Below are 25,038 nucleotides of genomic sequence, written 5' to 3'. Positions count from 1 at the left end.
GGCAGAGCCGGATGTGGAAATCATCCTGGCGGCGGGTGACACGGCTGTACTGACAGTACGCGACAACGGGCATGGGATCGAGGATATCGAGAACCTGTTCGAGCCGTTTTATACCACCAAACAGCCCGGAGACGGGGTGGGCCTGGGGCTTGCCATCTCGTCGGGGATCGTGAACGACCATGGGGGACGGCTGACTGCGCGCAACGGTCAATACGGTGGCGCGGTGTTTGAGATGCAGTTGCCAGCACTGGGAAGCGACGGCCTTGAGGCCGCGGAATAACGAGGAATGACTATGGCACAGGCCATGAAAATTGCCATTGTGGATGACGAACAGGACATGCGCCAGTCGATCAGCCAATGGCTTGCTTTGTCCGGATATGACACGGAAACCTTTGCCAGCGCCGAGGACGCGCTCAAGGTGTTGGGGCCGGATTATCCTGGGATTGTTATTTCGGACATCAAGATGCCCGGAATGGACGGCATTCAGCTTCTCAAAAAGCTGATGGGCGCTGACAGCACCTTGCCGGTGATCATGATCACCGGTCACGGTGATGTGCCGATGGCTGTCGAGGCGATGCGCGTTGGCGCGTTCGATTTCCTTGAAAAGCCGTTCAACCCCGATCGGATGTCTGAGCTGGCCAAACGCGCCAGCAATGCACGCCGTCTGACATTGGACAACCGGGCCCTGCGGCGCGAACTGTCCGGCGGCACCCAGATCATGAACAAGCTGATCGGTGCCAGCCCGGTCATGGAGCGGCTGCGCGAGGACATACTGGATCTCGGTCAGGCCGACGGCCATGTGTTGATCGACGGTGAAACCGGTACCGGGAAAACCCTTGTGGCTCACGCGCTTCATGCCGTTGGCAGCCGCGCCGGCAAGAAATTTGTTCTGGTGTCCTGCGCCGCGCTTGAAGAGGATGCACTGGCCAAGCGTCTGTTTGGCCCCATGATGCCCGAAGATGCGCAACTGCCCGCCATCGAAGAGGCGCGTGGCGGGACGCTGGTTCTGGAAGATGTGGAAGCGTTGAGCGACACGTTGCAGGCCAAGCTGCTGAGTGTGATGAACGAGCAGGGCACACCTGCGGAGACCCGGATCGTTGCCATCTCGAACTTGCAGGAGGCGGGCAAGACGTCGGAAGACGTGCTGCGCCCGGACCTGTTCTATCGCCTGGCGGCGCTGCGTATCACCATGCCGCCGTTGCGGCAGCGGGGCGAAGATATCCTGACCCTGTTCACCCGTCTCAGCGAGCAGTTTGCCGAAGAATACGGCTGCGATGCACCCCAGGTGAGCGCGCAGGAGGCTGCGCAACTGTTGCAGGCCCCTTGGCCCGGCAATGTGCGCCAGTTGATCAACATTGCCGAACGGGCGGTGCTGCAATCGCGCCGTGGCTCGGGCACCATCGCGTCTTTGTTGATGTCCGATCACGAAGAGATGCAGCCGGTGATGACAACCGAAGGCAAACCGCTGAAAGAATATGTCGAAGCGTTCGAGCGAATGCTGATTGATAACACGATGCGCCGGCACAAAGGCTCTATCGCGTCAGTCATGGACGAGCTTTGCCTTCCTCGCCGGACACTGAACGAGAAGATGGCCAAATACGGCCTTCAGCGTTCGGATTATCTCTAAGCGAAGCGATTTGGGGGCTCTGCCCCCGTCGCCTATGGTGCGTCCCCCGGGATATTTATGGCCAGATGAAGGGGGGCGGCAACGATGGTTTGGGCGCGGAATGCAGTTTGCCCATTGTCTTTTCTACAGGGTTGCTTTTATTGTGTCGGAACGGGCCGGGCGATTTTGACGCCTGCAAGTCCCGAATCTTTGAGTTTCGCTGCTGATCCGTTGGTGAGGATCAAGACCTCGCGGTTCAGCAGACCGATTATGCCCCTGAAGGGGCAGTGGAGTACCTGAGCCCGGGATCACTGGGCGAAAGGAATAAATGGGCAGGCTGCGTTCAGACGCGCCTGTCGGAGAAGAACCGCGATGACGCGCGCGCAACGATTGAGAGAACGGGCAGGGGGCTACAGCGCCAGACCCTGCCGCGCGCCGTCTGATATCGCCCTGACAAGACACCTCCCCAAAAGCGCCTGTCCGCCTGGACAGGTCAGGACAACGCGTTTGGCGCGGTGCACCAAGGACAAATGGCTAAGAAAATGCTTATCGATGCCACCCACGCGGAGGAAACCCGCGTCGTGGTGGTTGACGGAAACAAGGTCGAGGAGTTCGATTTTGAATCCGAAAACAAACGCCAGCTTGCCGGCAACATCTATCTTGCAAAAGTAACGCGGGTTGAGCCGTCGCTTCAGGCGGCCTTTGTGGATTATGGCGGGAACCGGCATGGTTTCCTGGCGTTCTCCGAAATCCATCCGGATTATTACCAGATCCCCGTCGCCGACCGTGAGGCGCTGATGGAGGAAGAGCGCGCCTATGCCGAGGCAATGAAGGCGCGCGATGAGGCAGAAGAGACCAAATCCAAGAAGCGGCGGACCCGGTCTCGCTCGAAGGCTGCTGACGTGAAATCGGATGATCCGGTTGAAACGATGGAGGTTTCGACCGAACCAACCGGCATGGAAACCATCGATCTGGACGAGGGTGAAGAAGCAGGTGTTGAGGTTCCGGAAGGAACGTCGCCGATGGAAGTCGTCGCTGAAACTCCGGTGGAGGAGCCAGTTGACGATGACGCGCCGGCCACTGAAGAAACACCCGAAACCGCATCGGATGAGGCTGCGCTAGACGACGTTGCCGAGGAAGCCGCTGAACAGGCTGTCGAGGCGTCGGACGACGATGCTGAGGACCAGGCCGAAGAGGCAGTGGAAACCGTTGAAGACGTTCAATCGGAAGAGAATGAAGCCCAATCCGAGCCGGAGCAAACAGAAGAACCTGTTGAAGCTGCGGATGATGAACAGGACCCTGATGAGGACGGTGACGACAGCCAAAGCACAGACGCTGCATCAAAAGACGCTTCGATTGAATCGGTTGCCGAAGGGGATGACAGCGAAGACATTCGGCCGCCGCGCAAACCGCGCCCGCGTCGCTACAAGATACAGGAAGTCATCAAAGTACGTCAGGTTCTGCTGGTGCAGGTTGTCAAGGAAGAGCGCGGAAACAAGGGTGCTGCGCTGACGACCTATCTTTCGCTGGCAGGACGGTATTGTGTTCTGATGCCCAATACCGCACGTGGCGGTGGCATCAGCCGCAAGATTACCAATGCGGCGGACCGGAAAAAGCTGAAAGAGATCGCAACGGATATTGATGTGCCGACCGGGGCGGGTTTGATTATCCGGACTGCGGGCGCCAAGCGCACCAAGTCGGAAATCAAGCGCGACTACGAGTACCTGCAACGCCTGTGGGAGCAGATCCGGGCATTGACCCTGGAATCCATCGCGCCGGCAAAGATTTATGAAGAAGGTGATCTGATCAAACGGTCGATCCGGGATCTTTACAACCGCGATATCGACGAAGTCCTGGTCGAGGGCGAAGGCGGATACCGCATCGCCAAGGACTTCATGAAGATGATCATGCCGTCGCACGCCAAGAACGTGAAACGGTATGAAGACGCGCTGCCTCTGTTCGCGCGCTATCAGGTGGAAAGCTATCTGGCGGGGATGTTCAACCCAACCGTTCAGCTGAAGTCCGGTGGTTATATCGTGATCGGCGTGACCGAAGCTCTGGTGGCGATCGACGTGAACTCGGGCCGGGCCACGAAAGAAGGCTCGATCGAGGAAACAGCGCTGAAAACCAACCTGGAGGCCGCGGAAGAAGTTGCGCGCCAGTTGCGTCTGCGTGACCTTGCCGGTCTGATTGTCATCGATTTCATCGATATGGACGAGCGCAAGAACAATGCGTCCGTTGAAAAGCGTCTGAAAGACAAGCTGAAAACCGACCGCGCCCGCATTCAGGTCGGTCGTATTTCGGGTTTTGGCCTTCTGGAGATGAGCCGTCAGCGTCTGCGCCCCGGTATGATCGAGGCAACGACACAGCCTTGCCCGGCCTGTCACGGCACCGGCCTGATCCGCTCGGACGACAACATGGCGCTGTCGATCCTGCGTCAGATCGAAGAGGAAGGCACCCGCCGCCGCTCGCGCGAGGTTCTGGTGCGCTGCCCGGTCAGCATCGCCAACTTCCTGATGAACCAGAAGCGCGAACATATTGCGCAGATCGAGGCGCGGTATGGGCTTTCCGTAAGGATCGAAGGGGATGTCCATTTGGTCAGCCCGGACTTCTCGATGGAGAAGTTCAAGACGGCCAGCAGGATTGTTCCCGAGGCCACGGCGCCTGTTGTTTCTGTCGATGCCTCTCTGATGGATCTTGTCGATTCCTCGGATGCGGAAGAGACCGAAGAGGATACCGCGCCGACCGAAGACGATACCAAACCCAAGCGCAAGCGCCGCCGTCGTCGCCGCAAGAAAGGCGCAGGCAATGGCGATGCGCCCGAGCAGACCGCGGAAGAGGGTGAAGCGCCAGCACAAGAAGACGCAGAGAGTGATACGCCTGACGTCGAAAATGCTGAGCCGGCTGAAGCTGAGGCTTCGGAGGAAGAAAAACCGGCCAAACCCAAGCGCAAACGCGCCCCGCGCCGTCGCAAGAAAGACGCGGTTGCCGAAGAAGTTGCGGAACAGTCTGAAGAACCATCCGCCACGACGGCGGACGCTGTGACGGAAGAGCCGGCAGCCGAGGAAACAGTCGATAGCATCGAGGGCGAAAGCGCCGAGGTCGTGGCGGAGCCGGTTGAGGTGGCCGCTGAACCAGCCGAAGCACAGGCTGACGTCCCGCCCTCGGCAGAGCAACCTGCAAACGGTGTGGATGTGGCACAAGCGGTTGAAGAAGCGGATGAGGCGGAAATGCCATCCACGGAAGCTGCAGAAGCCTCTGAGGTTGCAAAAACCGACGATCCTGCCGAAGACGGGCCAGCAGAAGCAACGCCCGAGCCAGTGCTTGAAGGCGTGGCGGAAGAGCCTGAGCCTGTACCTGCCAAGCCCAAACGACGTGGTTGGTGGTCGCTGGGAAGTTAACGAAAAAGGCGGGCTGATCGGCCCGCCTTTTTTTGACCTGAAAGAAAGTTCAGCCGGATTTTTTGATCAGATAGATCTGATGTGCGCCGTCAGTGTTCTGCGAAAGCAGTGTATGCCCGGCCTCGGCACAAAAATGCGGAACATCCACGATGGCCGCAGGATCATCGGCCAGCACCCGCAGAACGGCACCGTCCGGCATGGATTTCAGTCGTTTGCGGGCTTTCAGGACGGGCAAGGGGCACAACAGGCCCAAAGCGTCCAGGGTATCTGTAATCTCTGACATGATTTTCGGGATAGGGTGAAGTTGTAATATTGTCCAGATTCCGAGCACGAGGATGTGACTGTTTGGCCCCGTGACGGATCGCTCTTCATCACATATGTGCAGAAACATGTTCGGAATCGAAATCATAGACGCGGGCCTTCTGCCTGCCATGTTCGTCGCGCTGCTGGGTGGCCTGATCAGCTTTCTGTCGCCTTGCGTATTGCCAATCGTACCGCCTTATCTGGCGTATATGAGCGGCGTTACCATACATGAGATGCAGGACGAGGCCCGTGCGCGGCGCAAGGCGACCATGTCGGCGCTGTTCTTTGTCATGGGCCTGTCGACCGTCTTTCTGCTGCTTGGCTTTACCGCATCGGCCTTTGGGGCGTTTGTGCTGCAAAATCAGGTGCTGTTCGCCAAGTTATCCGGTGCTGTTGTCATCGTCTTTGGCCTTCACTTTCTGAATGTTTTCCGGATTCCTTTTCTGGATCGCGAAGCACGGATTGAAACCGGTGATTCCGGTGGGTCGGTCTTTGGCGCTTACATCCTTGGCCTGGCTTTCGCATTTGGCTGGACCCCCTGCATTGGTCCTCAACTGGGTGCGATCCTGTCACTGGCGGCGAACGAAGCGTCTGTCGCGCGTGGCACGATTCTGCTGGGGGTTTACGCTGCGGGTTTGGGTATTCCGTTCTTGTTGGCAGCCATGTTCCTGAATCGCTCCATGACCGTGATGAACCGGATCAAACCGTATATGGGCACGATCGAAAAGATCATGGGCGGACTGTTGCTGTTTGTTGGCATCATGCTGATAACCGGGCTTTTCACCCGCTTCAGCTGGTGGTTGCTGGAAACGTTTCCGGCGCTTGCAAATTTCGGGTGATCAACTGACCCTCTTACCTTGGCTGCAAGCCTGCGTTAACCTGCGCATCAGAAGGTAAGGGCATGAGCAGTCACACAAATCAGCCGCAGGTGCGCAGACGTCGGGTGTTTTATATTCCCGGCTATGATCCGATGCCGCCCCGGCGATATCGCGAGCTGTATCGCAGTGAATCGCAAAAGCAGGCCCGGATCTCGGGGTACGAGATCGCCATATCCCCAAAGACAACGGACGAACGTTTCGGGTGGCGTGTGACCTCGGAACAAGATGGCCTGACTGTTGAAACGGAACTCGACGTTCTGATGTGGTCCGACATCGTGCGCGACAGCATGTCGGCCTCGATCCCGGCGACTTATTGGCAATTGGCCCGCACGGCGTGGATTTACACATCAACCGGTACGTTGTGGCGTCTGATGCGATTGCGCAAGGGCCCGGTGATCGCTGCGTTGTATCCAGTGGCGATGTTGGTGTCTCAGCTGCTGATCGCGCTTGCGTTGGCATGGGCGTGCATAGCCATGGCAAGTTGGTGGGGGGTATTCCCCGGCGCGGCCATGGCCGTCGCGTTATTGCTGTGGTTTCGCAAGGTCGATAACCGGCTGTTTGCGTATTACCTGATGCATGATTACGCCTATTCAGCGCAGTTGAACGGGCAAATGCCGGTCGAGTTGCGGGACAGGTTGTCTTCGTTTCGGGAAGCGATCCAAGAGGCGCTGAATTCCGATGTGGATGAGGTGCTGGTCGTAGGCCACAGCTCGGGCGCGCATCTGGGGGTGTCTGTTCTGGCCGAGCTGATCCGAAAAACGAAAGTGCACGAGCAACGCGCGGTGTTGTCGTTTCTCAGCCTGGGGCAGGTGGTTCCCATGGTCTCGTTTCTGCCCCAGGCACACGATTTGCGGTCCGATCTGCATTTCCTGTCTACGCGGTCCGAGCTCAGCTGGATCGATGTCTCGGCCCCCGGTGATGGTTGCGCCTTTGCGCTTTGCGATCCGGTTGCGGTCACGGGGGTGGCCGATGCTGATAAACGCTGGCCGCTGGTCCTGTCAGCGGCCTTCACGCAGACCTTGTCTCCGGAACGCTGGAAGGCTGTGCGATGGAGGTTTTTTCGTCTTCATTTCCAGTACCTTTGCGCCTTCGACAAGCCGGAAAGCTATGATTATTTCCGGATAACGGCTGGCCCGTTGACGCTGGGGCAAAGGTTTGCGGATCGTGAGGCTTCGCGCAGCCGCATCGAGACACCTGTCTCCAGATTCACCTCGGTACGCCCATGACCCCCCCCAAGCCAGACCCGCGCCCTGATAAGGTTTCGTTACTGCGTTATGTGAAACTGTTCAGACATGACCTGCTGTCGGCGCAGCCAGCCCGGCTGTATCGCGCGTGGATGGCAGAATTCAAAACTCCGTTCTTCCGGTCGTTCCTGATCAATCAACCGGATCTGGTTCAAACCGTCCTCAGGAAACGGCCTGACGATTTCCCCAAATCAGGCAGGATCAGCGAAGGCCTGCGCCCGTTGCTTGGCAATTCGGTGTTTCTGACCAATGGCGAGACCTGGAAACGACAGCGGCGGATTATCGATCCTGCGTTCGAAGGGGGTCGCCTGAAGGATACATTCCCTGCCATGCTGGCCGCTGCCGAGGCGTGTGTGGAACGGCTGCGGCCTCATGTCGGCGGGGAACTCGAACTCGAAGAACAGACAAGCCATGCGGCCGCGGACGTGATATTTCGCACCCTGTTTTCCGTACCTATCGACAACGTTATCACCAGCCAGGTGTTCGAAAAGTTCCGGGCCTATCAACGCGCGCAACCTTTGCTGAATCTGGCGGCTTTTGTTCCTTTGCCAAAGTGGCTGCCCCGGTTTCATTCCGGGGCGACCAAACAAAATGCGCGGGATATCAGGGCGCTGATTGCCGAACTGACCAGAACACGCGCAACGGCCATCAAGGACGGAACGGCACCTGATGATCTTGCGACCAAGATCATGACGACGGCTGATCCCGAGACCGGGCGGTTTTTCGACCCCGAGGAAATGGTTGATCAGGTGGCGATCTTTTTTCTTGCCGGGCATGAGACCAGCGCGTCAGCCTTGGCCTGGACGCTGTACCTGATGGCGCTTTATCCGGAATGGCAACAGAAGGTTGCGGAGGAAGCCGCTGTTCTGGATGATCCTTCATTTGCCTCTGTTTCAAAACTTCGGATCAGCCGGGATGTGTTTCGCGAAGCGCTGCGTCTTTATCCTCCGGTGCCCATGATGGTCCGCGAGACCACGTGCCCCGAACGGTTCCGTAACCGGGATGTGCCGGTCGGCGCGCAGATCGTGATCAGCCCGTGGCATTTGCACCGTCAGGCGCGTTTATGGGACGATCCGGACGGTTTTGATCCAAACCGTTGGGGCACGGAAAACGGCAAGCGTTGCCAGCGCGACGCTTACATCCCGTTCTCAGCCGGCCCCCGAGTGTGCACCGGGGCCGGGTTTGCAATGGTCGAAGGGCCGCTGATCCTGTCGATGCTCTTGCGCCGCTACCGGTTCGAAACAATCCCGGGAAAAACACCTGTTCCGGTCGCTCATCTGACGGTTCGATCCAAAGATGGCATATGGTTACGCCTGTTTGAGCGCTAACAACCTACCATCGGTTCACGCCCTGTTGTATGCGGGGAAGAACATCGGAATCATCATTGAACGGGAAAACACTATGTCCAAAGCAGAACAGCGCGCGCAGATGATCAACGGCACGGGCTTTATCGCGGCACTGGATCAAAGCGGCGGATCAACCCCGAAAGCGCTTGCGTTGTATGGTGTCGAGGCATCCGACTACACCTCGGAGGAAGAGATGTTCGGTGAAATCCAGAAGATGCGTGCCCGCATCATTCTGGCTGACGATTTCACAAAGGATAAAGTGATTGGCGCAATCCTGTTCGAACGTACCCTGGGCGAAGAGATCGAAGGCCGCAAGGTCGCCGATTACCTGTGGTCGGTCAAAGGTATCGTGCCTTTCCTGAAGATCGACAAAGGCTTGGAAGAACAGGCAAATGGCGTTCAGATGATGAAACCGATCCCCGGTCTGGCCGAGACCCTGGCCAAGGCCGATGGTGTGTTCGGCACCAAGGAACGCTCGGTCATTCACGAGGCGAATGCCGATGGCATCGCGGCGGTGGTTGCCCAACAGTTCGATGTCGCCCGCGAAGTCACCGATGCCGGTATGGTTCCGATCGTGGAACCCGAAGTGAACATCCATTCGGAAACCAAGGCCGAAGCAGAAGACATCCTGAAGGCTGAAATCCTCAAGAACCTCGATCAACTGGCCGAAGGTCAGGAAGTGATGCTGAAGCTGACGATCCCAACACAGGCAAACCTGTATGACGCGCTGGCCGACCACCCGCGGGTCTTGCGCGTTGTGGCCCTGTCGGGCGGTTATTCGACGGAAGAAGCCTGTGATCTGTTGGGCCGGAACGGCAAGATGATCGCATCCTTCTCGCGGGCCTTGACCGAAGGTCTGTCGAAGCAGCAGTCAGATGCCGAATTCAACGCGGCCCTGGGTGCCAACATCGACAAGATTTACAAAGCCTCGGTCTGATCCGTCAGACAGGTTTTACGAAAGAGCGGCGCATCTGCGCCGCTTTTTTTCTGCCGATGCAGGTCTCGGCGTGGTCATTGACCAGCCCCATGGCCTGCATGAACGCAAACACGGTAGTTGGGCCAACAAACTTCCATCCCCGTTTCTTGAGGTCTTTCGACATGGCCACGGATTCGGGCGATGTGGACGCCGTTTGCGGAGGTGGAGGCGTCTCGGCCTCGTAACGCCAGACATAGGCCGCCAGAGATCCTTCGGCCACCACAAGCTCCTGCGCGCAACGCGCATTGTTGATCACCGCTTCAATCTTGCCGCGATGACGGATGATCCCGGAATCCTGTAGCAGGCGTTCCACATCGGCATCAGAAAACGTGGCCATCTTGTTGAAATCAAACCCGCAAAAGGCTTTCCTGAAGTTTTCGCGCTTGTTCAGGATCGTTCGCCAGCTGAGGCCTGACTGAAAGCTCTCGAGGCACAGTTTTTCAAACAGCCGTTGGTCGTCGCCGACAGGGTAACCCCATTCATTGTCGTGATATTCAAAGAACTCGGGCGCGGCCTGGCACCATGCGCATCTTTGCTGCCCATCCGGCCCGGTAACGGTTTCGCTCATGGTTGTACCCTTTTTGTTCCAAGTCACGTTACACGTCGAGGCGAGGGCGTGACAAGTCTCAATCAGGATTTCGGAACCAGTTCAGCACAAAGACGCGTATGGCCGATGCAAGACCCGTTTCCGGGTTGCGGGCCACATCTATTTCAGCCGCCAAGACATTGATTGGCTTACCTTGTTCCTGAGCGATCTCGCGAAAAGCACGCCAGAATTCATCCTCGAGTGATACCGAGGTTCGGTGTCCCTTTAGGGTCAGTGAGCGTTTGACAGGACGGCCGCTCATTCGTCCAGCTCATGATTGTCGAGGTCGCGCTTTTGTTTTTTCTGTTGAAGCTTCACGACTTCTTTTTCAGCTTTTGTACGCCCAAACGCGACGGCGTTCCGGTCGGCGCGGGCCTTTCTTTCGGCCCGCGCTTTTTCCTTTCGAAACCGGTTCAGATTGACCGGCTTGCCCATCAGTCTTTTGGGCCGATCATCTGTTCGGGGCGGACGACGGCATCAAAGGTCGCTTCGTCCACAAACCCCAGCGCGATGGCTTCTTCCTTGAGCGTGGTACCGTTCTTGTGGGCGGTTTTCGCAACGGTGGTCGCATTGTCATAACCGATCGTGGGGGCAAGCGCCGTGACCAGCATCAGCGATTCCTTCATCAGCTTGTCGATGCGGGGCTCGTTCGCTTTGATGCCCAGCAGCATCCGCTCGGTAAAGCTGTCGGTGGCATCCCCCAACAGCTGGATCGATTGCAGCAGGTTGTAGGACATCATCGGATTGTAGACGTTCAATTCGAAATGCCCTTGCGACCCCGCAAAATTCATCGCCGCATTGTTGCCCATCACATGCGCGGCGACCTGCGTCAGCGCTTCGGCCTGCGTCGGGTTTACCTTGCCGGGCATGATCGACGAGCCGGGCTCATTTTCCGGCAGGATCAGCTCACCCAGGCCGGAACGAGGCCCGGAGCCCAGGAAACGAATGTCGTTTGCGATCTTGTAGCAGCTGCCGGCGATCGTCGCCAAAGCGCCCGAAAGGAAGACCATGGCATCATGGGCAGCCAGCGCTTCGAACTTGTTCGGCGCCGTCACGAAGGGCAGGTCGGTGATCTGGGCCATATGGCCTGCGACGGCTTTGTCCCAGCCGTGCTGGGTGTTCAGGCCGGTGCCAACGGCCGTTCCGCCCTGTGCCAGTTCATAAATCCCCGGCATTGCCGCGTGTACGCGTGCGATCCCCTGACGAATCTGGTGGGCATAGCCACTGAACTCCTGACCCAGTGTCAGCGGTGTCGCGTCCTGTGTATGGGTTCGGCCGATCTTGATGATGTCCTTGAATTCCTCGGCCTTCTGCTCGAGCCCGGACGCCAGTTTTTCAAGGCCGGGAAGCAGCACGTCGCGCACGCTCATCGCTGTTGCAATATGCATGGCGGTTGGGAATGTATCGTTCGACGATTGCCCCATGTTGCAGTGGTCATTCGGGTGAACCGGGTCTTTGGATCCGATCTTGCCGCCCAGAATCTCGATGGCTCGGTTGGCGATAACCTCGTTCGCGTTCATGTTCGACTGGGTGCCCGAACCTGTCTGCCACACAACCAACGGAAAGTTGTCGTCGAACTTGCCCTCGATCACCTCGCCTGCGGCCTGAATGATCGCATCTGCAATCTTTGCGTCCAGCTTGCCCGTTGCCGTGTTTTCCATGGCGCAGGCTTTCTTGATCACGCCCAGCGCGCGCACGATGGCGACCGGCTGTTTTTCCCAGCCGATGGGAAAATTCATGATCGAGCGCTGCGTCTGTGCGCCCCAATACTTGTCGGCAGGAACCTCGAGCGGGCCAAAGCTGTCGGATTCTGTGCGGGTTTGAGACATCGGTCACTCCGTCTGGTATGCAGTTGTATGCCGTTTAGCCGCAGCCACGCCGTGACGCAATCGGCCAGTTGCGCGCACCTTAAACTTAAGGACGTCAAAGGTATAGGCGCGGGGTGCGTCACTTTAATCGTTATTGGCGGGGAATGTGCATTGTTTGCCGATACCTCTGGGCTACAATGGAGCAATAGACGCCATGGAGGACAAAATGCCAGATTTCCATCGCCTTACGCTTGGAAAAGCAGTCGCGATACTTGCGGTTTGCACTGTGTGGCTGTCGGTTCTGAGCGCAGCGGCCCGCGCGGCAGACATTTCACCGTTCATAGGAGATTATGTCGGTTCAGCCGAAGTAGTGGACGCGGATGGCACGACAACGCCCCGCGACATGAGCGTTTCCATTGTCGAGACCAAGAACGGTTTCAACGTCAGTTGGCGGACGACGACTTACAAGCTGGATGGACGCGTAAAGGACCAGAAATTCTCGATTGATTTTGTTCCGTCGGACCGCCCGGATGTGTTTTCGGCGGCGATGAAACGCAATGTCTTCGGTCACGAAGTCCCGTTGGACCCGATGAAGGGCGAGCCATTTGTATGGGGCCGCATCGTCGGCGAAACACTGACTGTGTTTTCTTTGTTCATTGATGGGGACGGAGGATATGAGTTGCAGCAATTCGACCGCACACTTGCCGAAGGTGGGCTGAACCTCGCGTTTTCTCGATTCATAGATGGTCAAAAATCACGATCGGTCGAGACCTTCCTGATGAAACGATAAACCCCGCGCCGGGCGGGGTTTGAAGGGTCATTTCCGGAAGCTGTCCAGCGACACGATATCCGCATCGTGATGTATTTCTTCTTCTTCGACTTCAATGTCGTCTTCGATGATCTGATCTTCTTCGATTTCGTCTTCCGGGCTTTCAAAGCGAAGGCCGAATTCCACGGACGGGTCCACGAAAGTCTTGATTGCGGTATAGGGGACGTACAGCGGTTCCGGGGCGTCGCCAAAGTTCAAAGTGATGCCAAAGCCAACGTCTCCGACTTCGAGGTTCTCGAACCAGTGCTGCATGACGATTGTCATTTCTTCGGGATAGCGTTGACGCAGCCAGTCGGCGATTTCCACACCATCTTCACGTGTGTCGAACGTGATGAAAAAGTGATGCGCCCCGGGTAGACCGGATTCAGAAACTTCCTTCAGCACCGTTTTGATCAAGCCGCGCATGGCGGTGTGCATCAGGTTTCCATAGTCGATGCCTAGCGACATGTGTGATCCTCAAAAGTGGTTATGCTCAGCATAGGGGTTTTGTTCGGAAACGAAAGGGCGGGTAAGACCGGATTGATCAGATATTGTGTGCAGCCAGGCCGGCGATCGACATCAGGGCAAGCACGGTTCCCATCCCTAATTTCAGTCGAAAAATCAAGGCCCCGGCAAGGATAGTCAGACCGAATGCGGTAAAATCCAACGCGGAAAACTGCGGCATGGGGATTGCCAGAGGACCCCATGATTTTTCAGACACCGATTCGAAAAGAACATTCAGGGCGAACCACACGGAAAGGTTGAGAATCACCCCGACGACGGCCGCGGTGATTCCATGCAGGGCCGCGGATAGGCGGGGACGCGCGGCCAGACGGTCAAGATATGGGGCCGCAAGAAAAATCCAAAGAAAGCACGGAACGAACGTCGCCCACAATGCAACCGCACCGGCTGCGAGTGCCAGGGTGAACCCGCCGGTCAGTTGCCCGGTCAGCATGGCGACAAACTGCGTGACAAGTATGAGCGGGCCCGGAGTCGTTTCCGCCAGACCCAGCCCATCAATCACCTGATCCGTGCTGATCCAGTGGTACTGGTCGACAACCGTTTGGGTCATGTAGGCCAATACGGCATATGCGCCGCCAAAGGTCACAACGGCGAGTCGGGCAAAAAACCACCCCAGATCGCTCAGCAGTTGATGGCCTGTGACGCTCAGAGCGACGAGCGGGCCTAACCAAAGTGGCAACCAGACAGCAATCGTTCGCAAGGAACGCGCCAAATGTGGTGTTCCTTCTCGTTTGGGAGTTTCAACGGGTCCTTTGAAGGTCACGTACCCCCAGAATGCGGCAACGAATATGATCGCCGGAAAAGGCAGTTTCAGCAGAAAAATGGCCAGGAAGGACAGAATTGCGATTGTTCGATGCTCTGGGTCATTCAATGCCTTGCGCGAAAGATTGCGGAGCGCCTGCAAAACGATCACAATGACGGTTGCCTTGATGCCCGTGAAGGCCGACTGCACCAAGGGGACATCGCCAAATGCTGAATAGAGCGCGACCAGAACCGCGATCACAAACGCGCCGGGCAATACGAACAAGCTGCCGGCAATCAGCCCGCCGGCAACGCCACGCAGACGCCACCCCGCATAGGTTGCAAGCTGCATCGCCTCAGGGCCCGGCAGCAACATGCACAAAGACAGGGCGCGCAGGTAAGTCTGTTCATCCAGCCAGGGTCGGCGTTCGACCAATTCCTGATGCATCAATGAAATCTGAGCAGCAGGACCGCCGAAAGACAGCAAACCGATCCTGCCAAAAACCTTGGTAATCTCGGTCAGTGTCGGTGTCATGATGTGCGCCCGGTGGGCCAGTCATGGCTTTCGTCAAACCCATCGCGCGCCCAGCGATACATCGCGTCGTAAAGGTTCATCCCAGCTTTCAGGTTTTCGTGGTCATCGCGATACTGCCTTGAAAGCCCGACGGACAGCGCCAACAATCCCGCCGCTTCGGGTGCAAGCGCGTGTCGGTTCGTGTCCGCTGCCCGGATGACCGTCGCCAACCGGTCCAGTGCAGGAGAGTGTAGCTCGAATTCATCCAACATGGTGTCAAACGTGCAATTGTCGCCTCGGTGGCTCCAGAACGTGTTCTCGATATCAAATGGTGTCGCCCCAAAAGCAGTCGCAACGCTTTCGACTTCGCCGGGTGCTACAAACAGGAATTTGGCGTCGGGATCAACAAACCTGCGTATCAGCCAGGGACATGCGATTCTGTCGATCTTTGGACGGTGACGCGTGACCCACAGCGTGTGGCCACCGATTCGATCAGGAATGCGTGCTGCGGGCACACGTGGCGCATCGGCCATGTCGCGCCAGGCATGCATCCCGCCTTCCAGATATTCGGCTTGATGCCCTTCGCTGCGCAACCAGGAGACAACACCCTGGCTCAGCTTTTTGCCTTTTTGACAGATAATCACGGCCGAACGGCCGGAGATCTTGCACAAAAGCCCCTGAATGTCTGTGGCCGGGTGCCGGACTGATGCGGGGATCAGATAAGGATCTTCTTCAAAATCGTCATTCAGGCAGACGTCGAACAGAACAGGCGCATTCGGAGTGCCGATCAGACGCAGGAGTTGTTTGGGAGAAATAGAGTTGGGCGATGCCATGGCATGTTTCCTTGTGACCGCGGATACATGCGAAACTTGGGCTGTCGCCTCACGGGGCGTTCGCAATCTTACCCCGTGACCCTTGCTAACGCGCATGGGTCATGGGGGTCAAGATTGCTTTGGGTTCACGCCCAGTCCAGGCGTTGCCCGGTCATGCATACGGGCAGGGTGTCCGATGGAAACTGGCCCAGTTCTTCAAAAAACGAGATGAAGTCAAAATGGTTGTAGGCTTCAACCATCTTTTCGTCCTTGAACCGCGCCATGACCTGGCCCGTGACTTCCAGTGGCGCGCCGTTGTCTGCACGAAAAGTACGAACATGCAGAATGGCAGACACCCAGTCGCCGTTTTCGATGATCTTGGGCAACTCGACCTTGATGTCCCCCAGAATATGGCGGAACGCCATGACCAGATCCCGGAAATCGTCCGCACCGACCTGCATTTCCGGAATCAACCCCTCGGCCATCGTTTCGGGTGCGAAGAACTGATCAATTGCTTCGGTGTTTCCATTTTCCCAAACTTCGGAGTACCACTTTCTGAGTATCTCTGAATTCGTCATCCCAGTTCTCCTGTCCAAGTGCGGGCAAGATAGCAAAAAGGAATGAATAAACTCTGAATCTGCCAAGGGACGGGTAAATAAATTCAGACATGTGGGGGATTAATGCAGGTTTCTGTTGCCAGGTACCTGCGAACCCCGCCTTACGCGGCTAGGCGCAAGGGCTTAAGTTTCGGTCTTGTTACTGCTTACGCAGCAACTGCGACCGGAGCACGATTGTCGTTTGCAATTGTACTGTTTTCGCCGGTAACGGTGGCAGACAGCCGAGACAAAGCTAACCCCTTTAGACGTTCGTCGATCCTGTTTCGGCCCCAAAATCCCCAAACGAAGGATGGTTGGTGGAGCCGCCGGGTACCGCCCCCGGGTCCGATCCGCTTATTACGAGCGCGTTTATGTCCATAGTCCCGAAGGACGACTCTTATATAGGTGAGGCGATGGGTGGATGCAAACTCAGAATGAGCTCAGCCGCATCTAACATTTCCAATCTGTTAGGTGGCTTTGTTGAAGTTTGCGGCGATGAGCCAGACGGCCAGAACTATTTCGATTCCCCCAAAGATCAACGCCTTGGCCAAGGGGGGATTGTCCAGCGCGACCGACACAAACCGGCCCAGCGCTGCACCGGAATAGACAATGCCCAGCATGACATAGGCCATTGGATTGTTCAGCCAAATAACGGCGATCCCGGTCACAACAAACAAACCACCGACCGAGGCGCGCATCTCGGACAACCCCATCGTGCTGTTGGTCGGGGCCAGATCCAGGGCCGACGCGGTGTGGGCCGGCGCCAGAAACCCGAACGCGCCGAACCCGATGGTCAGCAATGCCGCGATGACGTTCAGAGTTGCGACCATGGCGGCCCCCTTGTGGTTCAGGCCGCGTAGGCGGCGTCAAAGAAATCAAGTTCCAGATCGACGGCGCGATGAAACAGTCGCGTGACCTCGGCCTGTTCTGCCGCATCCAGCGTCGGCCAGACGTTATCCAGCTGACTGCGTAGATATTCCACGACGCTTTCGAACCCTTCGCCCGCATGTAGCGTGATCCATTCCGCAAACCAGAACGGTAATCCGTCTTTGGGCGGGTTTTCTGGGCTGGCCCAGCTCAGGTAAACCCATTCTGCCACGACGAGCACCGCCAGCATGTTCTGATAGCGGCCAGAGGCTGCGGCTTCGGTCATCAGATCCTGAAACGCCCGTGTGGCGGGCGCGGGCTCGGTGCTGGGTTCAGTGCCCAAAGCGTCCATCGCGCGCAGGAAATAGGTGTTCTCGGGGCCTGTGATCACCGCCAGAAACTGCGCGGCTGGTACGCTGTCAGCAAGGGTCGGAGCGTGCGCAATGGCACTGGCGACAAGGCGCACGAATCCGTCCACAAACTGATAGTCCTGTTGCAGATACCAGCGCATCTTGTCCTCGGGCAGGGTGCCATCGGACAGTTCGCGCGTAAAGGCGTGGGTGGTGGCGGCCTGCCAGTCGCCACTTCTGCCCAGACGCAGCATTTCGGTTGGGCGGGGTTGGTCCTGCATTCGGAAGCTCCAGTTTTGTTTTGATGCAGACAAAGCGCGTTTCAAAACAAAGTACAAGGTCAGCCAAGTGCGGACCAAAGACCCAGACCGCCGACCAGAATGAGGCTCAGGGCCCAGATGAGTTCCAGGTTGAACCAGCTGCGCGACAGGAATTGCAGACCAAGCCAATGATAGACCGCGAAGGCCAAAAACCCGCCGCCCAGAACCATGGCGGCCGTATGCAGCGCGGCGACGCCCAGAACCAAAAGGGTGTTCGTGGTCATGATCTGAGAAATCGCTTGATGGCCCGCGTCCAGTTCATCCACGGCACACAGGCCCAGATAGATTGGAACCAGCATCAACGCGGCCCCGTGGGCAAGCGCCACAAGAAAAGACCAAAGCGCGAGCTTGCTTGGCGGGATCCGCGAAAGAAAGCGGGGATGACGGCGGGTTATCGCGATGTACAGACCCATGCCAATCACGACCAGAGCCGCGCCGATACGGATTTCATTTTGATAATCGACCAGTACGGCCATCAGGGCAAAAGGAAGAAGTACGCCAAGCATGGCCACGAAATGCCCGCCAGCCAAAGCCGCAAGCGCACCCCAGAGGGCGGATTGGCGTTGTTCCATCAAAGCCGAAGACACCGCCAGCGGCCAGCCCATGCCGGGGTTCAGGCCGTGATAGGCTCCGCTCAGAACAACGGCCAGCCACAGGCCAGCCGTTGATGACATCAGGATTTCCAATTCAGACCGAGGGGTAACAGAAACTGTCGGTTGAACAATCTCCGCCCTCCAGCCTGATTTGATGGCTGCGATATCCTTTGGGGAAATCAACCCAGAACTTCGGGTCCAGTGTCAGCCCGCCATTCTCGCCGACATCAGCCTTGACCATGGCCGCACCACCTTCCTCGGGGTAGAACTGATCGTCCCACGTGGAATAGAGCGAATTGGTCCAATAGACGCGTTTACCATCGCGGCTGATTTCGACCATCTGTGGCCCATAGCCAAAGGTTTGACCATTTGGATGTTTTGTCTTTTTGATGATCCCTCCGATTTCGACTTTCCCGGCAAGGGTCGGTTTCATCGGATCGGATACGTCATATTGATGCATCTCACCGGTGCCCCAGCACGCGACATAGAGGTACTTGTCGTCCAGGCTCAGGTCGATATCAGTGACCAGCGGCGGAACGGCAGAGAAGCCCTTCAGAAGGTCAGGTAGATCATCAGGATCAGCGGGTTGCGGATCGATTGTTATGGTTTTCTTGGCTTCGAACGTGCCGTCATCATTGCGCCACCAGGTGAAGATCGCACCTTGCAGGTTGGTCGTATCGACGACAACACCGCAGAACCCGTATTGTTTTACGGGATCATGGGCGGGGCGGATTTCCAGCGCCATCTGGTGGTTTTCGCCCAGATCAATGGTCTGAATATTGGTCCGATTGCGCAGGTTCCAGAAATGGATGCGATGACCGTATTTGTTCGAAAGCAGATCCTCGGCCACCAGCCCGTTTTCGAATTGCGGCGGCAGGCCCCATTCGGAACTGACCATGTAATCGCGCGGCAGATTCCACCAGAAATCATAATGCTTGTCCTGCACACCGCGCTCGATCTCATAGCGCCCGATGATATCGAAAGTCTCGCAATCCATGATGAATATGCCCGGAGGGCCATCTGTGCCGTCGGGGCCGCCGCCACCAAGGGTGCTGACATAGATGCCTTCGGGCCCGCAATGGATCGTGTGCGGACGCGAATACCCAGTCTTTGCAAAGACTTCTTCGGGTTCGATGATCTTGTGAATCTTGGCTTCAAGCGGGTTTTTCACGTCAATGACATAAATCCGGCTGGACCGGATGCCCGGGATGATCAGATAGCGCCGCTCCAGAAACGCATGACCGCTCAGCGGCGACAGGGAAGAAGAACAGGCGTTCCAGCCGAAATGGTGAAATTCGTCGCCCTTTTCGGGCATGATCACCTGATGCACGATCTTTCCGAAATCGTCCGAGCTTGGATCGACATTCACAACCGCCAGCCCGTCGGGTTGAGAAAAGTCAGGGCTGAGCATCAGCGTGAATGCAAGCGTCTCGGCGGGGCCCTCCATCGCCAGTTTCGCGGATGGATAAAAACTAGGGTCCGGTCTTTGGTTCATAACGTCCTCCCGTAAGTCATTGAACTTCAATTCATATTGAAAGTTCCGATCTTGGCGTCGGATGACAATCTGCCCGCTTTTTTGCCCCTTGTTCTGATCTTGTTTCGAATGTGGCCCTCAGGTCGGTTTACGTTTGCTTTCGGCCACATCATGGGCCAGCCGTCGTGTGTAATGTTCCAGATCAATAAGCGCGGAGTCTACGGTGTCCGCGTCTGTTGCCTCAAGCGCGTCCACTATTCTGCTATGCAGTCCGATGATCTCTTCGCGGGATCGCGCCGTGAACGTGATCATGTTCATAAGCGGTTGCATCGCTTCTACGGCGCCTGCCAGTTGATAGGACAGGACCGGGTTTCCAGCCCCATCCACCAGCGCGCGATGGAAAGTCACGTCTGATGCACAAAACGCCTCGTCCGTCAGGCCCGGTTGGGACTGGCGGAATATTTCTGCCCGCATGGTCGCCAGGTGATCTGCCGTGCGCCGTTGCGCGGACAAGGGCGCGCAGGCCCTTTCCAGGGCATATCGCGCCTCGCATGCGGTATCGAAGCTGACCGCATTCATCGACAGCAGCAATGTCGAAGTCGTGACTTGCTGAGAATAGGCATCCTCAAAGCTCAGGCGATTCACAAACGCCCCCCCGGAAGCGCCGCGTTGCGTGCGGATCAATGATTGCGCCGCCAGCCGTTTCAATGCTTCGCGCACGGTCGGGCGAGAGACCTGGAACTGATCCGACAGCTCGGCTTCGGACGGCAGGCGCGCGTCCACGATCAGTTCACCCGATACGATCGCATCCCGAATGGCCTGGGCGATCTGGGCAGACAGGTCTGCGGTTTTCCGGGGCGCGGTTTTCATCTTCAGACGACCTTGGGCAAATTTTTATTTGTCTGACATTTAAAAGTCTGACATTTGAAAAGCAAGGGAGTTGAGTCGGGAGGCCGAAGTGAGTCGTACGTGGCTGCGCAGCGGAATGTGGCTGGGCTTTTATGTTCTGATCTTGTGGGCGTGGTGGGTCATGTTCTCGATGAGCCGGGACATGGACCTCGATCTGATCGGCCGTCCGGGGCCGATGGGGCAGGCGATGGCCGCGATGGATCCTCGCATGGACATGTACATGCCCATGGCCGCGTTCGGCCCGCTGTTTTCAATGTGGGCGATCATGATGGCGGCCATGATGCTGCCGACCCTGATCCCGACCCTGCGCAGTTACGATGACCTGATCCGCAGTGCAAATGGCAGCCGCGCCGGCTGGCTGGGGGTTCTGGCCGGATACTCGGTCGTTTGGGTCGGGTTTGCGGCCCTAATCGCAGGAATTCAGCTGGTTCTGCTGTTTGGCGGCCTTGTCGATATGCTGGGTATTGCCAAATCCGGATGGGTCGCGGGCGGCTTGATGATCGCCGTGGGCGCGTTTCAGTTCTCGCGCTTCAAAGAGGTTTGCCATGGCGTGTGTCACGCCCCGATGACGTATTTCCTGGGCCATTGGAGAACCGGATTTGCGGGCGGTGTTCGCATGGGGCTGGGCCTTGGTGCCTTCTGCGTCGGATGCTGCTGGGGCTTTATGGCACTCGGCTTTGTCGGCGGCGTCATGAGCCTGTTGTGGATGGGGCTCGCGACCCTGTTCATGGTATTGGAGAAACTTCCTCAGATCGGGCACGCTGTGACCCGTCCAATGGGGTTTGTGCTGATTGCGGGCGGTCTTGTCCTGCTCGTGTATCCTATTAGCTACGGAGGATAAGCCAATGGCTAAAAACAGAAAACCAGACGCCGATCGGCTGCCCGTCAGCCAGCGCATCGACAGCCGCATGCCCAATCCCAAGCGGCGAGAGATGAGCCCGACGGAATGGGCCATCAAGGGCGAGTTGATCCTGAACTGTTCGTGTGACGTGTTCTGCCCCTGCGTGGTGTCGCTGGGCGCACATCCCCCGACGGAAGGTCACTGCCATGCTTGGATGGGCATCATCGTTGATGAAGGCCACTATGAAGGCGAGGATCTGTCGGGTCTGAATGTCGGGTTGCTGGTCGATATTCCGGGCCGGATGGGGGAAGGCCAGTGGAAGGTCGCCGCTTATGTCGACGAGCGCGCAAGCGGCAAGGCTTATAACGGGTTGTTGCAAATCTTTAGCGGTCAGGCGGGCGGCACGACCGGTCTGTTTACCATGCTGGTCAGCGAAATCATCGGTGCGGAACGGGCTCCGGTCCAGATCGAGCGCGATGGAAACAAGCGTCGGATCGCGATTGGTCGCAAGATACAGGGAGAGATCGAGATGCTTGCGGGCAAGGACCCGGAGCATCCGGTGATGGTCTCAAATTCCAAATACTGGATGGGACCTGACATCATCGTGGCGCGTGGCACCAAATCGAAGGTGCGCGACTATGGCCGGGTCTGGGACTTTGGCGGCAAGTCCGCTGAAATCTGCCCCATCGACTGGCACGGGCCCAAATGATGATCACGGGTGGGTATGCGCAGGAAATGGCGCATTACAATCACTGGCAGAACAAACAGTTGGCAGAGTTTTTGCAATCTCTGACACCGAAGGAGCTGACCCTTGAACGCGGGGCGTTCTTCGGCTCGATCATGGGCACGGTGAACCATCTGCTGTGGGGCGACTGGATGTGGATGTCGCGTTTCGAAAAGCGCGATGGGCCCGATGGCAATATTCACAAGGCGGGCGGGGGTATCCATGAAAGCGTATACCTGTGCCCGGACCTGCAAAGCTGGTTGGCGTTACGCGAAAAGATCGACGCGCGTATCCTGAACTGGGCAGAAGGGCTGGGGGATGATCCGCTAACCGGCTCGTTCACGTGGTACTCCGCCGCGAAAGAGGTTGATGTCACAATGCCTTACGCGCTGTGCGTGATCCATTTCTTCAATCATCAGACCCATCACAGGGGACAAGTGCACAAAATGCTGACCGAGACGGGCTCGGAAGCGCCTGTCAGTGATATCGTCTTTATGCCGCAGGAGGTATGAATGCCGCAGATTTCCGCCTCACGCCGCTTGCGGCGCACTCCGTTCTCTGAAGGAGTCGAAGCTGCCGGGGTCAAGGGCTATACGGTCTACAACCATATGTTGTTGCCGACGGTTTTTGAAAGTGTTGAATCCGATTACCGGCATCTGAAGACTCATGTGCAGGTGTGGGACGTCGCGTGTGAGCGGCAGGTTGAACTGCGCGGGCCGGACGCGGCGCGCTTGATGCAAATGCTGACCCCCCGTGACCTGCGTGGGATGCTGCCGGGGCAGTGTTTCTATGTGCCGATCGTTGACGAAACCGGCGGTATGTTGAACGATCCGGTCGCGGTGAAACTGTCCGAAGACCGTTGGTGGATATCGATTGCCGACAGTGATCTGATGCTGTGGGTTAAGGGTATCGCCGTTGGGTACCGTCTGGATGTGCTGGTGGATGAACCGGACGTGTCGCCGCTTGCCGTTCAGGGCCCGAAGGCGGACGAGCTGATGGCCCGCGTCTTCGGGGACCGTGTGCGTGACATCCGTTTCTTCAAGTTCGACATGTTCGAGTTCAAGGGGCGCGATCTGGCCGTCGCGCGATCCGGTTATTCGAAACAGGGTGGTTTCGAGATATACGTGGAAGGTGGCGATATCGGCATGCCTTTGTGGAACGCCCTGTTTGCCGCGGGCGAAGATCTGCACGTGCGCGCGGGCTGCCCGAATCTGATCGAACGCATTGAGGGCGGCCTGTTGTCCTATGGGAACGACATGACCGACGACAACACTCCGCATGAATGCGGTCTGGGAAAGTTCTGCAACACGCATACCGCGATCGGCTGTATCGGTCGGGATGCCCTGTTGCGTGTTGCCAAGGAAGGGCCGGTGCAGCAAATCCGGCCAATCGCCATCGCCGGTGAGCCGGTGTCGGGTTGCGATCGTCCCTGGGGCCTGTTTGCAAGCGGCAAGCGCGTGGGGCAGGTGACATCGGCGGCCTGGTCTCCGGATTTTGGAACCAATGTGGCGATCGGTATGGTGCGCCTGAGCCATTGGGATGCCGGGACGGAACTGGAAGTGGAAACACCGGCCGGGATGCGCCGCGCGACCGTGCAATCGCATTTCTGGATTTAGCAGAATCAAGGACGCTGCCGCGTCGACCTCGGGATATTTTGAACCAGCTGAGGACATGGGCTGGTCGCTGAACACGAAAGGAATGACAGATGTTCAATGCACTTGTGATGGACAAGGATGAAGAGAGCGGACTTGCCACCGGCTCGGTCAAACAATTGTCGGTGGATGACCTGCCGCATGGTGACGTCACGGTTGCGGTCGAATATTCCACGGTGAACTACAAGGACGGCCTGTGCCTGTCTCCGAAAGGGGGCGGGTTGGTGCGGGCCTATCCGCATGTCCCCGGCATTGACTACGCCGGCACGGTCGAGGCCTCATCGGATGACCGTTACAAACCCGGTGACAAGGTTGTTCTGACCGGATGGCGCGTTGGTGAGGCGCACTGGGGCGGCTATTCGCAAAAAGCCAACGCGCGGGCCGATTGGCTGGTGCCGCTACCCGATGGGCTGACGACGCGGCAGGCAATGGCCGTGGGCACCGCCGGTTTCACTGCGATGCTGGCGGTCATGGCGCTGGAGGATCATGGGCTGACCCCGGATCGTGGACCGGTATTGGTGACCGGGGCCGCGGGCGGCGTCGGTTCGGTGGCCACGGCCATTCTTGGCAATTTGGGCTATGAGGTCGCCGCGGTCACCGGACGGCCCGAAACCGGTGACTATCTGAAATCACTTGGTGCGACGACCATTGTGCCGCGCGACGACCTGAACGAGACCTCGAAACGCCCCCTGGAAAGCGAAACATGGGCGGGCTGCGTTGACGCTGTGGGCGGCGCCATGCTGGCGCGTGTTCTGGGCCAGATGAAATACGGGTGTTCTGTTGCTGCGGTTGGTTTGGCAGGCGGGGCTGCTTTGCCTGCGACGGTGATTCCGTTCCTGCTGCGCGGCGTGAACCTTTTGGGCATCGACAGTGTGATGCAACCCTATGACAACAGGGTGCGCGCGTGGAAACGGATCGCCACGGATCTGCCGATGGACAAGCTTGAGGCGATGGTTCAATCGGCCGGTCTGTCCGATCTGCCGCAACTGGGCGCCGACATTCTGAAGGGCCAGGTCAAGGGGCGCGTCGTGGTGGACGTGAACGCCTGAGGCTGACCCATAAACTCGACCTGGCCGGAGAAACTCGGCCAGGTTCCGGAAAACGATGTTTGTCCAAATTGGTCGCAACACCTCTGGCCATTGATACAATTCCCGATCATGATTGCTA

The 25,038-nt window shown here is 57.7% G+C and carries 27 protein-coding genes and 1 other RNA gene; 13 read left to right on the top strand and 15 right to left on the bottom strand.

The features are described 5' to 3' along the window. The 3 genes from AC2FNN_RS06225 to AC2FNN_RS06215 form a co-directional block, all read left to right on the top strand. A partial coding sequence (locus AC2FNN_RS06225) for a sensor histidine kinase (RefSeq protein ID WP_496757335.1) occupies positions 1–280 on the top strand: 280 nt, incomplete at its 5' end. 12 nt (positions 281–292) lie between these two features. After that, a complete protein-coding gene (locus AC2FNN_RS06220; RefSeq protein WP_050603452.1) occupies positions 293–1,627 on the top strand; it encodes a sigma-54-dependent transcriptional regulator in 1,335 nt (444 codons plus the stop codon). Positions 1,628–2,136: 509 nt separating this feature from the next. Beyond that, complete coding sequence (locus tag AC2FNN_RS06215) at positions 2,137–5,007, top strand: Rne/Rng family ribonuclease (protein ID WP_496757333.1); 2,871 nt, start codon at positions 2,137–2,139, stop codon at positions 5,005–5,007. A 49-nt stretch (positions 5,008–5,056) separates the two neighbouring features. On the opposite strand, the gene AC2FNN_RS06210 is transcribed toward AC2FNN_RS06215, so the two are convergent. Further along, positions 5,057–5,290 carry a sulfurtransferase TusA family protein gene (locus AC2FNN_RS06210; RefSeq protein WP_496757331.1) on the bottom strand — a complete coding sequence of 78 codons (234 nt, stop codon included), beginning with the start codon at positions 5,288–5,290 and terminating at the stop codon, positions 5,057–5,059. Positions 5,291–5,396: 106 nt separating this feature from the next. Between AC2FNN_RS06210 and AC2FNN_RS06205 the strand changes: the two genes are divergently transcribed. From AC2FNN_RS06205 to AC2FNN_RS06190, 4 genes are all read left to right on the top strand, one after another. Continuing rightward, positions 5,397–6,149 (top strand): cytochrome c biogenesis CcdA family protein, encoded by a 753-nt coding sequence (locus AC2FNN_RS06205; protein WP_496757329.1) that lies wholly within the window; start codon positions 5,397–5,399, stop codon positions 6,147–6,149. 62 nt (positions 6,150–6,211) lie between these two features. Further along, positions 6,212–7,414 carry a hypothetical protein gene (locus tag AC2FNN_RS06200; protein WP_496757327.1) on the top strand — a complete coding sequence of 401 codons (1,203 nt, stop codon included), beginning with the start codon at positions 6,212–6,214 and terminating at the stop codon, positions 7,412–7,414. After that, positions 7,411–8,760 carry a cytochrome P450 gene (locus AC2FNN_RS06195; RefSeq protein WP_496757325.1) on the top strand — a complete coding sequence of 450 codons (1,350 nt, stop codon included), beginning with the start codon at positions 7,411–7,413 and terminating at the stop codon, positions 8,758–8,760. The genes AC2FNN_RS06200 and AC2FNN_RS06195 overlap by 4 nt, the downstream gene beginning before the upstream one ends. Positions 8,761–8,833: 73 nt before the next feature. Then, entirely contained in the window at positions 8,834–9,715 is an 882-nt protein-coding gene (locus tag AC2FNN_RS06190; protein WP_496757323.1) for a fructose bisphosphate aldolase, read from the top strand. A gap of 4 nt (positions 9,716–9,719) precedes the next feature. Here the strand turns inward: AC2FNN_RS06190 and AC2FNN_RS06185 are convergent, their stop codons facing one another. The 4 genes from AC2FNN_RS06185 to fumC are packed head-to-tail and all read right to left on the bottom strand — an operon-like array spanning position 9,720 to position 12,169. Beyond that, complete coding sequence (locus AC2FNN_RS06185; protein ID WP_496757321.1) at positions 9,720–10,322, bottom strand: DNA-3-methyladenine glycosylase I; 603 nt, start codon at positions 10,320–10,322, stop codon at positions 9,720–9,722. Between the two features lie 58 nt (positions 10,323–10,380). Next, on the bottom strand, positions 10,381–10,602 hold the full coding sequence (locus AC2FNN_RS06180) for a ribbon-helix-helix domain-containing protein (protein ID WP_496757320.1): 222 nt from the start codon (positions 10,600–10,602) through the stop codon (positions 10,381–10,383). Then, complete coding sequence (locus AC2FNN_RS06175; RefSeq protein WP_496757318.1) at positions 10,599–10,775, bottom strand: DUF4169 family protein; 177 nt, start codon at positions 10,773–10,775, stop codon at positions 10,599–10,601. The genes AC2FNN_RS06180 and AC2FNN_RS06175 overlap by 4 nt, the downstream gene beginning before the upstream one ends. Continuing rightward, complete coding sequence (gene fumC, locus AC2FNN_RS06170) at positions 10,775–12,169, bottom strand: class II fumarate hydratase (RefSeq protein WP_496757316.1); 1,395 nt, start codon at positions 12,167–12,169, stop codon at positions 10,775–10,777. Before fumC ends, AC2FNN_RS06175 begins: the two co-directional genes overlap by 1 nt. A 205-nt stretch (positions 12,170–12,374) precedes the next feature. On the opposite strand from fumC, the gene AC2FNN_RS06165 reads away from it, so the two are divergent. Further along, positions 12,375–12,938 carry a hypothetical protein gene (locus AC2FNN_RS06165; protein ID WP_496757314.1) on the top strand — a complete coding sequence of 188 codons (564 nt, stop codon included), beginning with the start codon at positions 12,375–12,377 and terminating at the stop codon, positions 12,936–12,938. A gap of 27 nt (positions 12,939–12,965) precedes the next feature. Here AC2FNN_RS06165 and AC2FNN_RS06160 read toward each other — a convergent pair whose 3' ends face one another. The 10 genes from AC2FNN_RS06160 to AC2FNN_RS06115 all read right to left on the bottom strand — a co-directional run bounded on the left by AC2FNN_RS06160 (position 12,966) and on the right by AC2FNN_RS06115 (position 20,615). Next, positions 12,966–13,424, bottom strand: a complete 459-nt coding sequence (locus tag AC2FNN_RS06160; protein WP_496757312.1) for an SspB family protein — start codon at positions 13,422–13,424, stop codon at positions 12,966–12,968. A 76-nt stretch (positions 13,425–13,500) separates the two neighbouring features. After that, the gene (chrA, locus tag AC2FNN_RS06155) at positions 13,501–14,754 is read right to left on the bottom strand and encodes a chromate efflux transporter (protein ID WP_496757310.1); all 1,254 of its coding nucleotides are present in this window, start codon (positions 14,752–14,754) and stop codon (positions 13,501–13,503) included. Beyond that, positions 14,751–15,566, bottom strand: coding sequence for a chromate resistance protein ChrB domain-containing protein (locus tag AC2FNN_RS06150; RefSeq protein WP_496757308.1), 816 nt, complete (start codon positions 15,564–15,566; stop codon positions 14,751–14,753). The genes chrA and AC2FNN_RS06150 overlap by 4 nt, the downstream gene beginning before the upstream one ends. Before the next feature lie 125 nt (positions 15,567–15,691). Then, positions 15,692–16,123 carry an ester cyclase gene (locus AC2FNN_RS06145; protein ID WP_170344384.1) on the bottom strand — a complete coding sequence of 144 codons (432 nt, stop codon included), beginning with the start codon at positions 16,121–16,123 and terminating at the stop codon, positions 15,692–15,694. Positions 16,124–16,224: 101 nt separating this feature from the next. Further along, positions 16,225–16,572, bottom strand: a transfer-messenger RNA (tmRNA) gene (gene ssrA, locus AC2FNN_RS06140). A 36-nt stretch (positions 16,573–16,608) separates the two neighbouring features. Beyond that, complete coding sequence (locus AC2FNN_RS06135; RefSeq protein ID WP_496757305.1) at positions 16,609–16,971, bottom strand: DUF4345 family protein; 363 nt, start codon at positions 16,969–16,971, stop codon at positions 16,609–16,611. A 17-nt stretch (positions 16,972–16,988) separates the two neighbouring features. Next, the gene (locus AC2FNN_RS06130) at positions 16,989–17,639 is read right to left on the bottom strand and encodes a TenA family protein (RefSeq protein ID WP_496757303.1); all 651 of its coding nucleotides are present in this window, start codon (positions 17,637–17,639) and stop codon (positions 16,989–16,991) included. A gap of 59 nt (positions 17,640–17,698) precedes the next feature. Next, entirely contained in the window at positions 17,699–18,352 is a 654-nt protein-coding gene (locus tag AC2FNN_RS06125; protein WP_224855691.1) for a hypothetical protein, read from the bottom strand. A gap of 13 nt (positions 18,353–18,365) precedes the next feature. Further along, positions 18,366–19,766, bottom strand: a complete 1,401-nt coding sequence (locus tag AC2FNN_RS06120) for a selenium-binding protein SBP56-related protein (RefSeq protein WP_496757302.1) — start codon at positions 19,764–19,766, stop codon at positions 18,366–18,368. Between the two features lie 117 nt (positions 19,767–19,883). Beyond that, positions 19,884–20,615 carry a FadR/GntR family transcriptional regulator gene (locus AC2FNN_RS06115; protein ID WP_496757300.1) on the bottom strand — a complete coding sequence of 244 codons (732 nt, stop codon included), beginning with the start codon at positions 20,613–20,615 and terminating at the stop codon, positions 19,884–19,886. A 115-nt stretch (positions 20,616–20,730) separates the two neighbouring features. On the opposite strand from AC2FNN_RS06115, the gene AC2FNN_RS06110 reads away from it, so the two are divergent. From AC2FNN_RS06110 to acuI, 5 genes are all read left to right on the top strand, one after another. Then, positions 20,731–21,495 (top strand): DUF2182 domain-containing protein, encoded by a 765-nt coding sequence (locus tag AC2FNN_RS06110; protein ID WP_496757337.1) that lies wholly within the window; start codon positions 20,731–20,733, stop codon positions 21,493–21,495. A 4-nt stretch (positions 21,496–21,499) separates the two neighbouring features. Beyond that, positions 21,500–22,204, top strand: coding sequence for a DUF1326 domain-containing protein (locus AC2FNN_RS06105; RefSeq protein ID WP_152457918.1), 705 nt, complete (start codon positions 21,500–21,502; stop codon positions 22,202–22,204). Continuing rightward, on the top strand, positions 22,201–22,731 hold the full coding sequence (locus tag AC2FNN_RS06100; RefSeq protein WP_496757298.1) for a DinB family protein: 531 nt from the start codon (positions 22,201–22,203) through the stop codon (positions 22,729–22,731). Before AC2FNN_RS06105 ends, AC2FNN_RS06100 begins: the two co-directional genes overlap by 4 nt. Beyond that, the gene (locus tag AC2FNN_RS06095; RefSeq protein ID WP_496757296.1) at positions 22,732–23,835 is read left to right on the top strand and encodes a dimethylsulfoniopropionate demethylase; all 1,104 of its coding nucleotides are present in this window, start codon (positions 22,732–22,734) and stop codon (positions 23,833–23,835) included. Between the two features lie 89 nt (positions 23,836–23,924). Further along, positions 23,925–24,920 carry an acryloyl-CoA reductase gene (gene acuI, locus AC2FNN_RS06090; RefSeq protein ID WP_496757295.1) on the top strand — a complete coding sequence of 332 codons (996 nt, stop codon included), beginning with the start codon at positions 23,925–23,927 and terminating at the stop codon, positions 24,918–24,920. The last annotated feature ends 118 nt before the right edge of the window (positions 24,921–25,038 follow it).

Source organism: Ruegeria sp. BHSA118, from assembly GCF_059613405.1.
The sequence above is the reverse complement of the archived record's forward strand: the minus strand, read 5'-3'. Positions and strand labels throughout refer to the sequence as shown.

What these genes read in the sequence shown, in the direction of transcription:
- AC2FNN_RS06180 (WP_496757320.1), bottom strand. Translation starts at nt 10,602, where the DNA reads ATGAGCGGCCGTCCTGTCAAACGCTCACTGACCCTAAAGGGACACCGA.
- fumC (WP_496757316.1), bottom strand. Translation starts at nt 12,169, where the DNA reads ATGTCTCAAACCCGCACAGAATCCGACAGCTTTGGCCCGCTCGAGGTT.
- AC2FNN_RS06220 (WP_050603452.1), top strand. Translation starts at nt 293, where the DNA reads ATGGCACAGGCCATGAAAATTGCCATTGTGGATGACGAACAGGACATG.
- AC2FNN_RS06100 (WP_496757298.1), top strand. Translation starts at nt 22,201, where the DNA reads ATGATGATCACGGGTGGGTATGCGCAGGAAATGGCGCATTACAATCAC.
- AC2FNN_RS06095 (WP_496757296.1), top strand. Translation starts at nt 22,732, where the DNA reads ATGCCGCAGATTTCCGCCTCACGCCGCTTGCGGCGCACTCCGTTCTCT.
- AC2FNN_RS06115 (WP_496757300.1), bottom strand. Translation starts at nt 20,615, where the DNA reads ATGAAAACCGCGCCCCGGAAAACCGCAGACCTGTCTGCCCAGATCGCC.
- AC2FNN_RS06165 (WP_496757314.1), top strand. Translation starts at nt 12,375, where the DNA reads ATGCCAGATTTCCATCGCCTTACGCTTGGAAAAGCAGTCGCGATACTT.
- AC2FNN_RS06135 (WP_496757305.1), bottom strand. Translation starts at nt 16,971, where the DNA reads ATGGTCGCAACTCTGAACGTCATCGCGGCATTGCTGACCATCGGGTTC.
- AC2FNN_RS06210 (WP_496757331.1), bottom strand. Translation starts at nt 5,290, where the DNA reads ATGTCAGAGATTACAGATACCCTGGACGCTTTGGGCCTGTTGTGCCCC.
- AC2FNN_RS06145 (WP_170344384.1), bottom strand. Translation starts at nt 16,123, where the DNA reads ATGACGAATTCAGAGATACTCAGAAAGTGGTACTCCGAAGTTTGGGAA.
- acuI (WP_496757295.1), top strand. Translation starts at nt 23,925, where the DNA reads ATGTTCAATGCACTTGTGATGGACAAGGATGAAGAGAGCGGACTTGCC.
- AC2FNN_RS06205 (WP_496757329.1), top strand. Translation starts at nt 5,397, where the DNA reads ATGTTCGGAATCGAAATCATAGACGCGGGCCTTCTGCCTGCCATGTTC.
- AC2FNN_RS06130 (WP_496757303.1), bottom strand. Translation starts at nt 17,639, where the DNA reads ATGCAGGACCAACCCCGCCCAACCGAAATGCTGCGTCTGGGCAGAAGT.
- AC2FNN_RS06175 (WP_496757318.1), bottom strand. Translation starts at nt 10,775, where the DNA reads ATGGGCAAGCCGGTCAATCTGAACCGGTTTCGAAAGGAAAAAGCGCGG.
- AC2FNN_RS06120 (WP_496757302.1), bottom strand. Translation starts at nt 19,766, where the DNA reads ATGAACCAAAGACCGGACCCTAGTTTTTATCCATCCGCGAAACTGGCG.
- AC2FNN_RS06200 (WP_496757327.1), top strand. Translation starts at nt 6,212, where the DNA reads ATGAGCAGTCACACAAATCAGCCGCAGGTGCGCAGACGTCGGGTGTTT.
- AC2FNN_RS06160 (WP_496757312.1), bottom strand. Translation starts at nt 13,424, where the DNA reads ATGTCGCTAGGCATCGACTATGGAAACCTGATGCACACCGCCATGCGC.
- AC2FNN_RS06105 (WP_152457918.1), top strand. Translation starts at nt 21,500, where the DNA reads ATGGCTAAAAACAGAAAACCAGACGCCGATCGGCTGCCCGTCAGCCAG.
- AC2FNN_RS06195 (WP_496757325.1), top strand. Translation starts at nt 7,411, where the DNA reads ATGACCCCCCCCAAGCCAGACCCGCGCCCTGATAAGGTTTCGTTACTG.
- AC2FNN_RS06215 (WP_496757333.1), top strand. Translation starts at nt 2,137, where the DNA reads ATGGCTAAGAAAATGCTTATCGATGCCACCCACGCGGAGGAAACCCGC.
- AC2FNN_RS06150 (WP_496757308.1), bottom strand. Translation starts at nt 15,566, where the DNA reads ATGGCATCGCCCAACTCTATTTCTCCCAAACAACTCCTGCGTCTGATC.
- AC2FNN_RS06110 (WP_496757337.1), top strand. Translation starts at nt 20,731, where the DNA reads ATGTGGCTGGGCTTTTATGTTCTGATCTTGTGGGCGTGGTGGGTCATG.
- chrA (WP_496757310.1), bottom strand. Translation starts at nt 14,754, where the DNA reads ATGACACCGACACTGACCGAGATTACCAAGGTTTTTGGCAGGATCGGT.
- AC2FNN_RS06185 (WP_496757321.1), bottom strand. Translation starts at nt 10,322, where the DNA reads ATGAGCGAAACCGTTACCGGGCCGGATGGGCAGCAAAGATGCGCATGG.
- AC2FNN_RS06125 (WP_224855691.1), bottom strand. Translation starts at nt 18,352, where the DNA reads ATGTCATCAACGGCTGGCCTGTGGCTGGCCGTTGTTCTGAGCGGAGCC.
- AC2FNN_RS06190 (WP_496757323.1), top strand. Translation starts at nt 8,834, where the DNA reads ATGTCCAAAGCAGAACAGCGCGCGCAGATGATCAACGGCACGGGCTTT.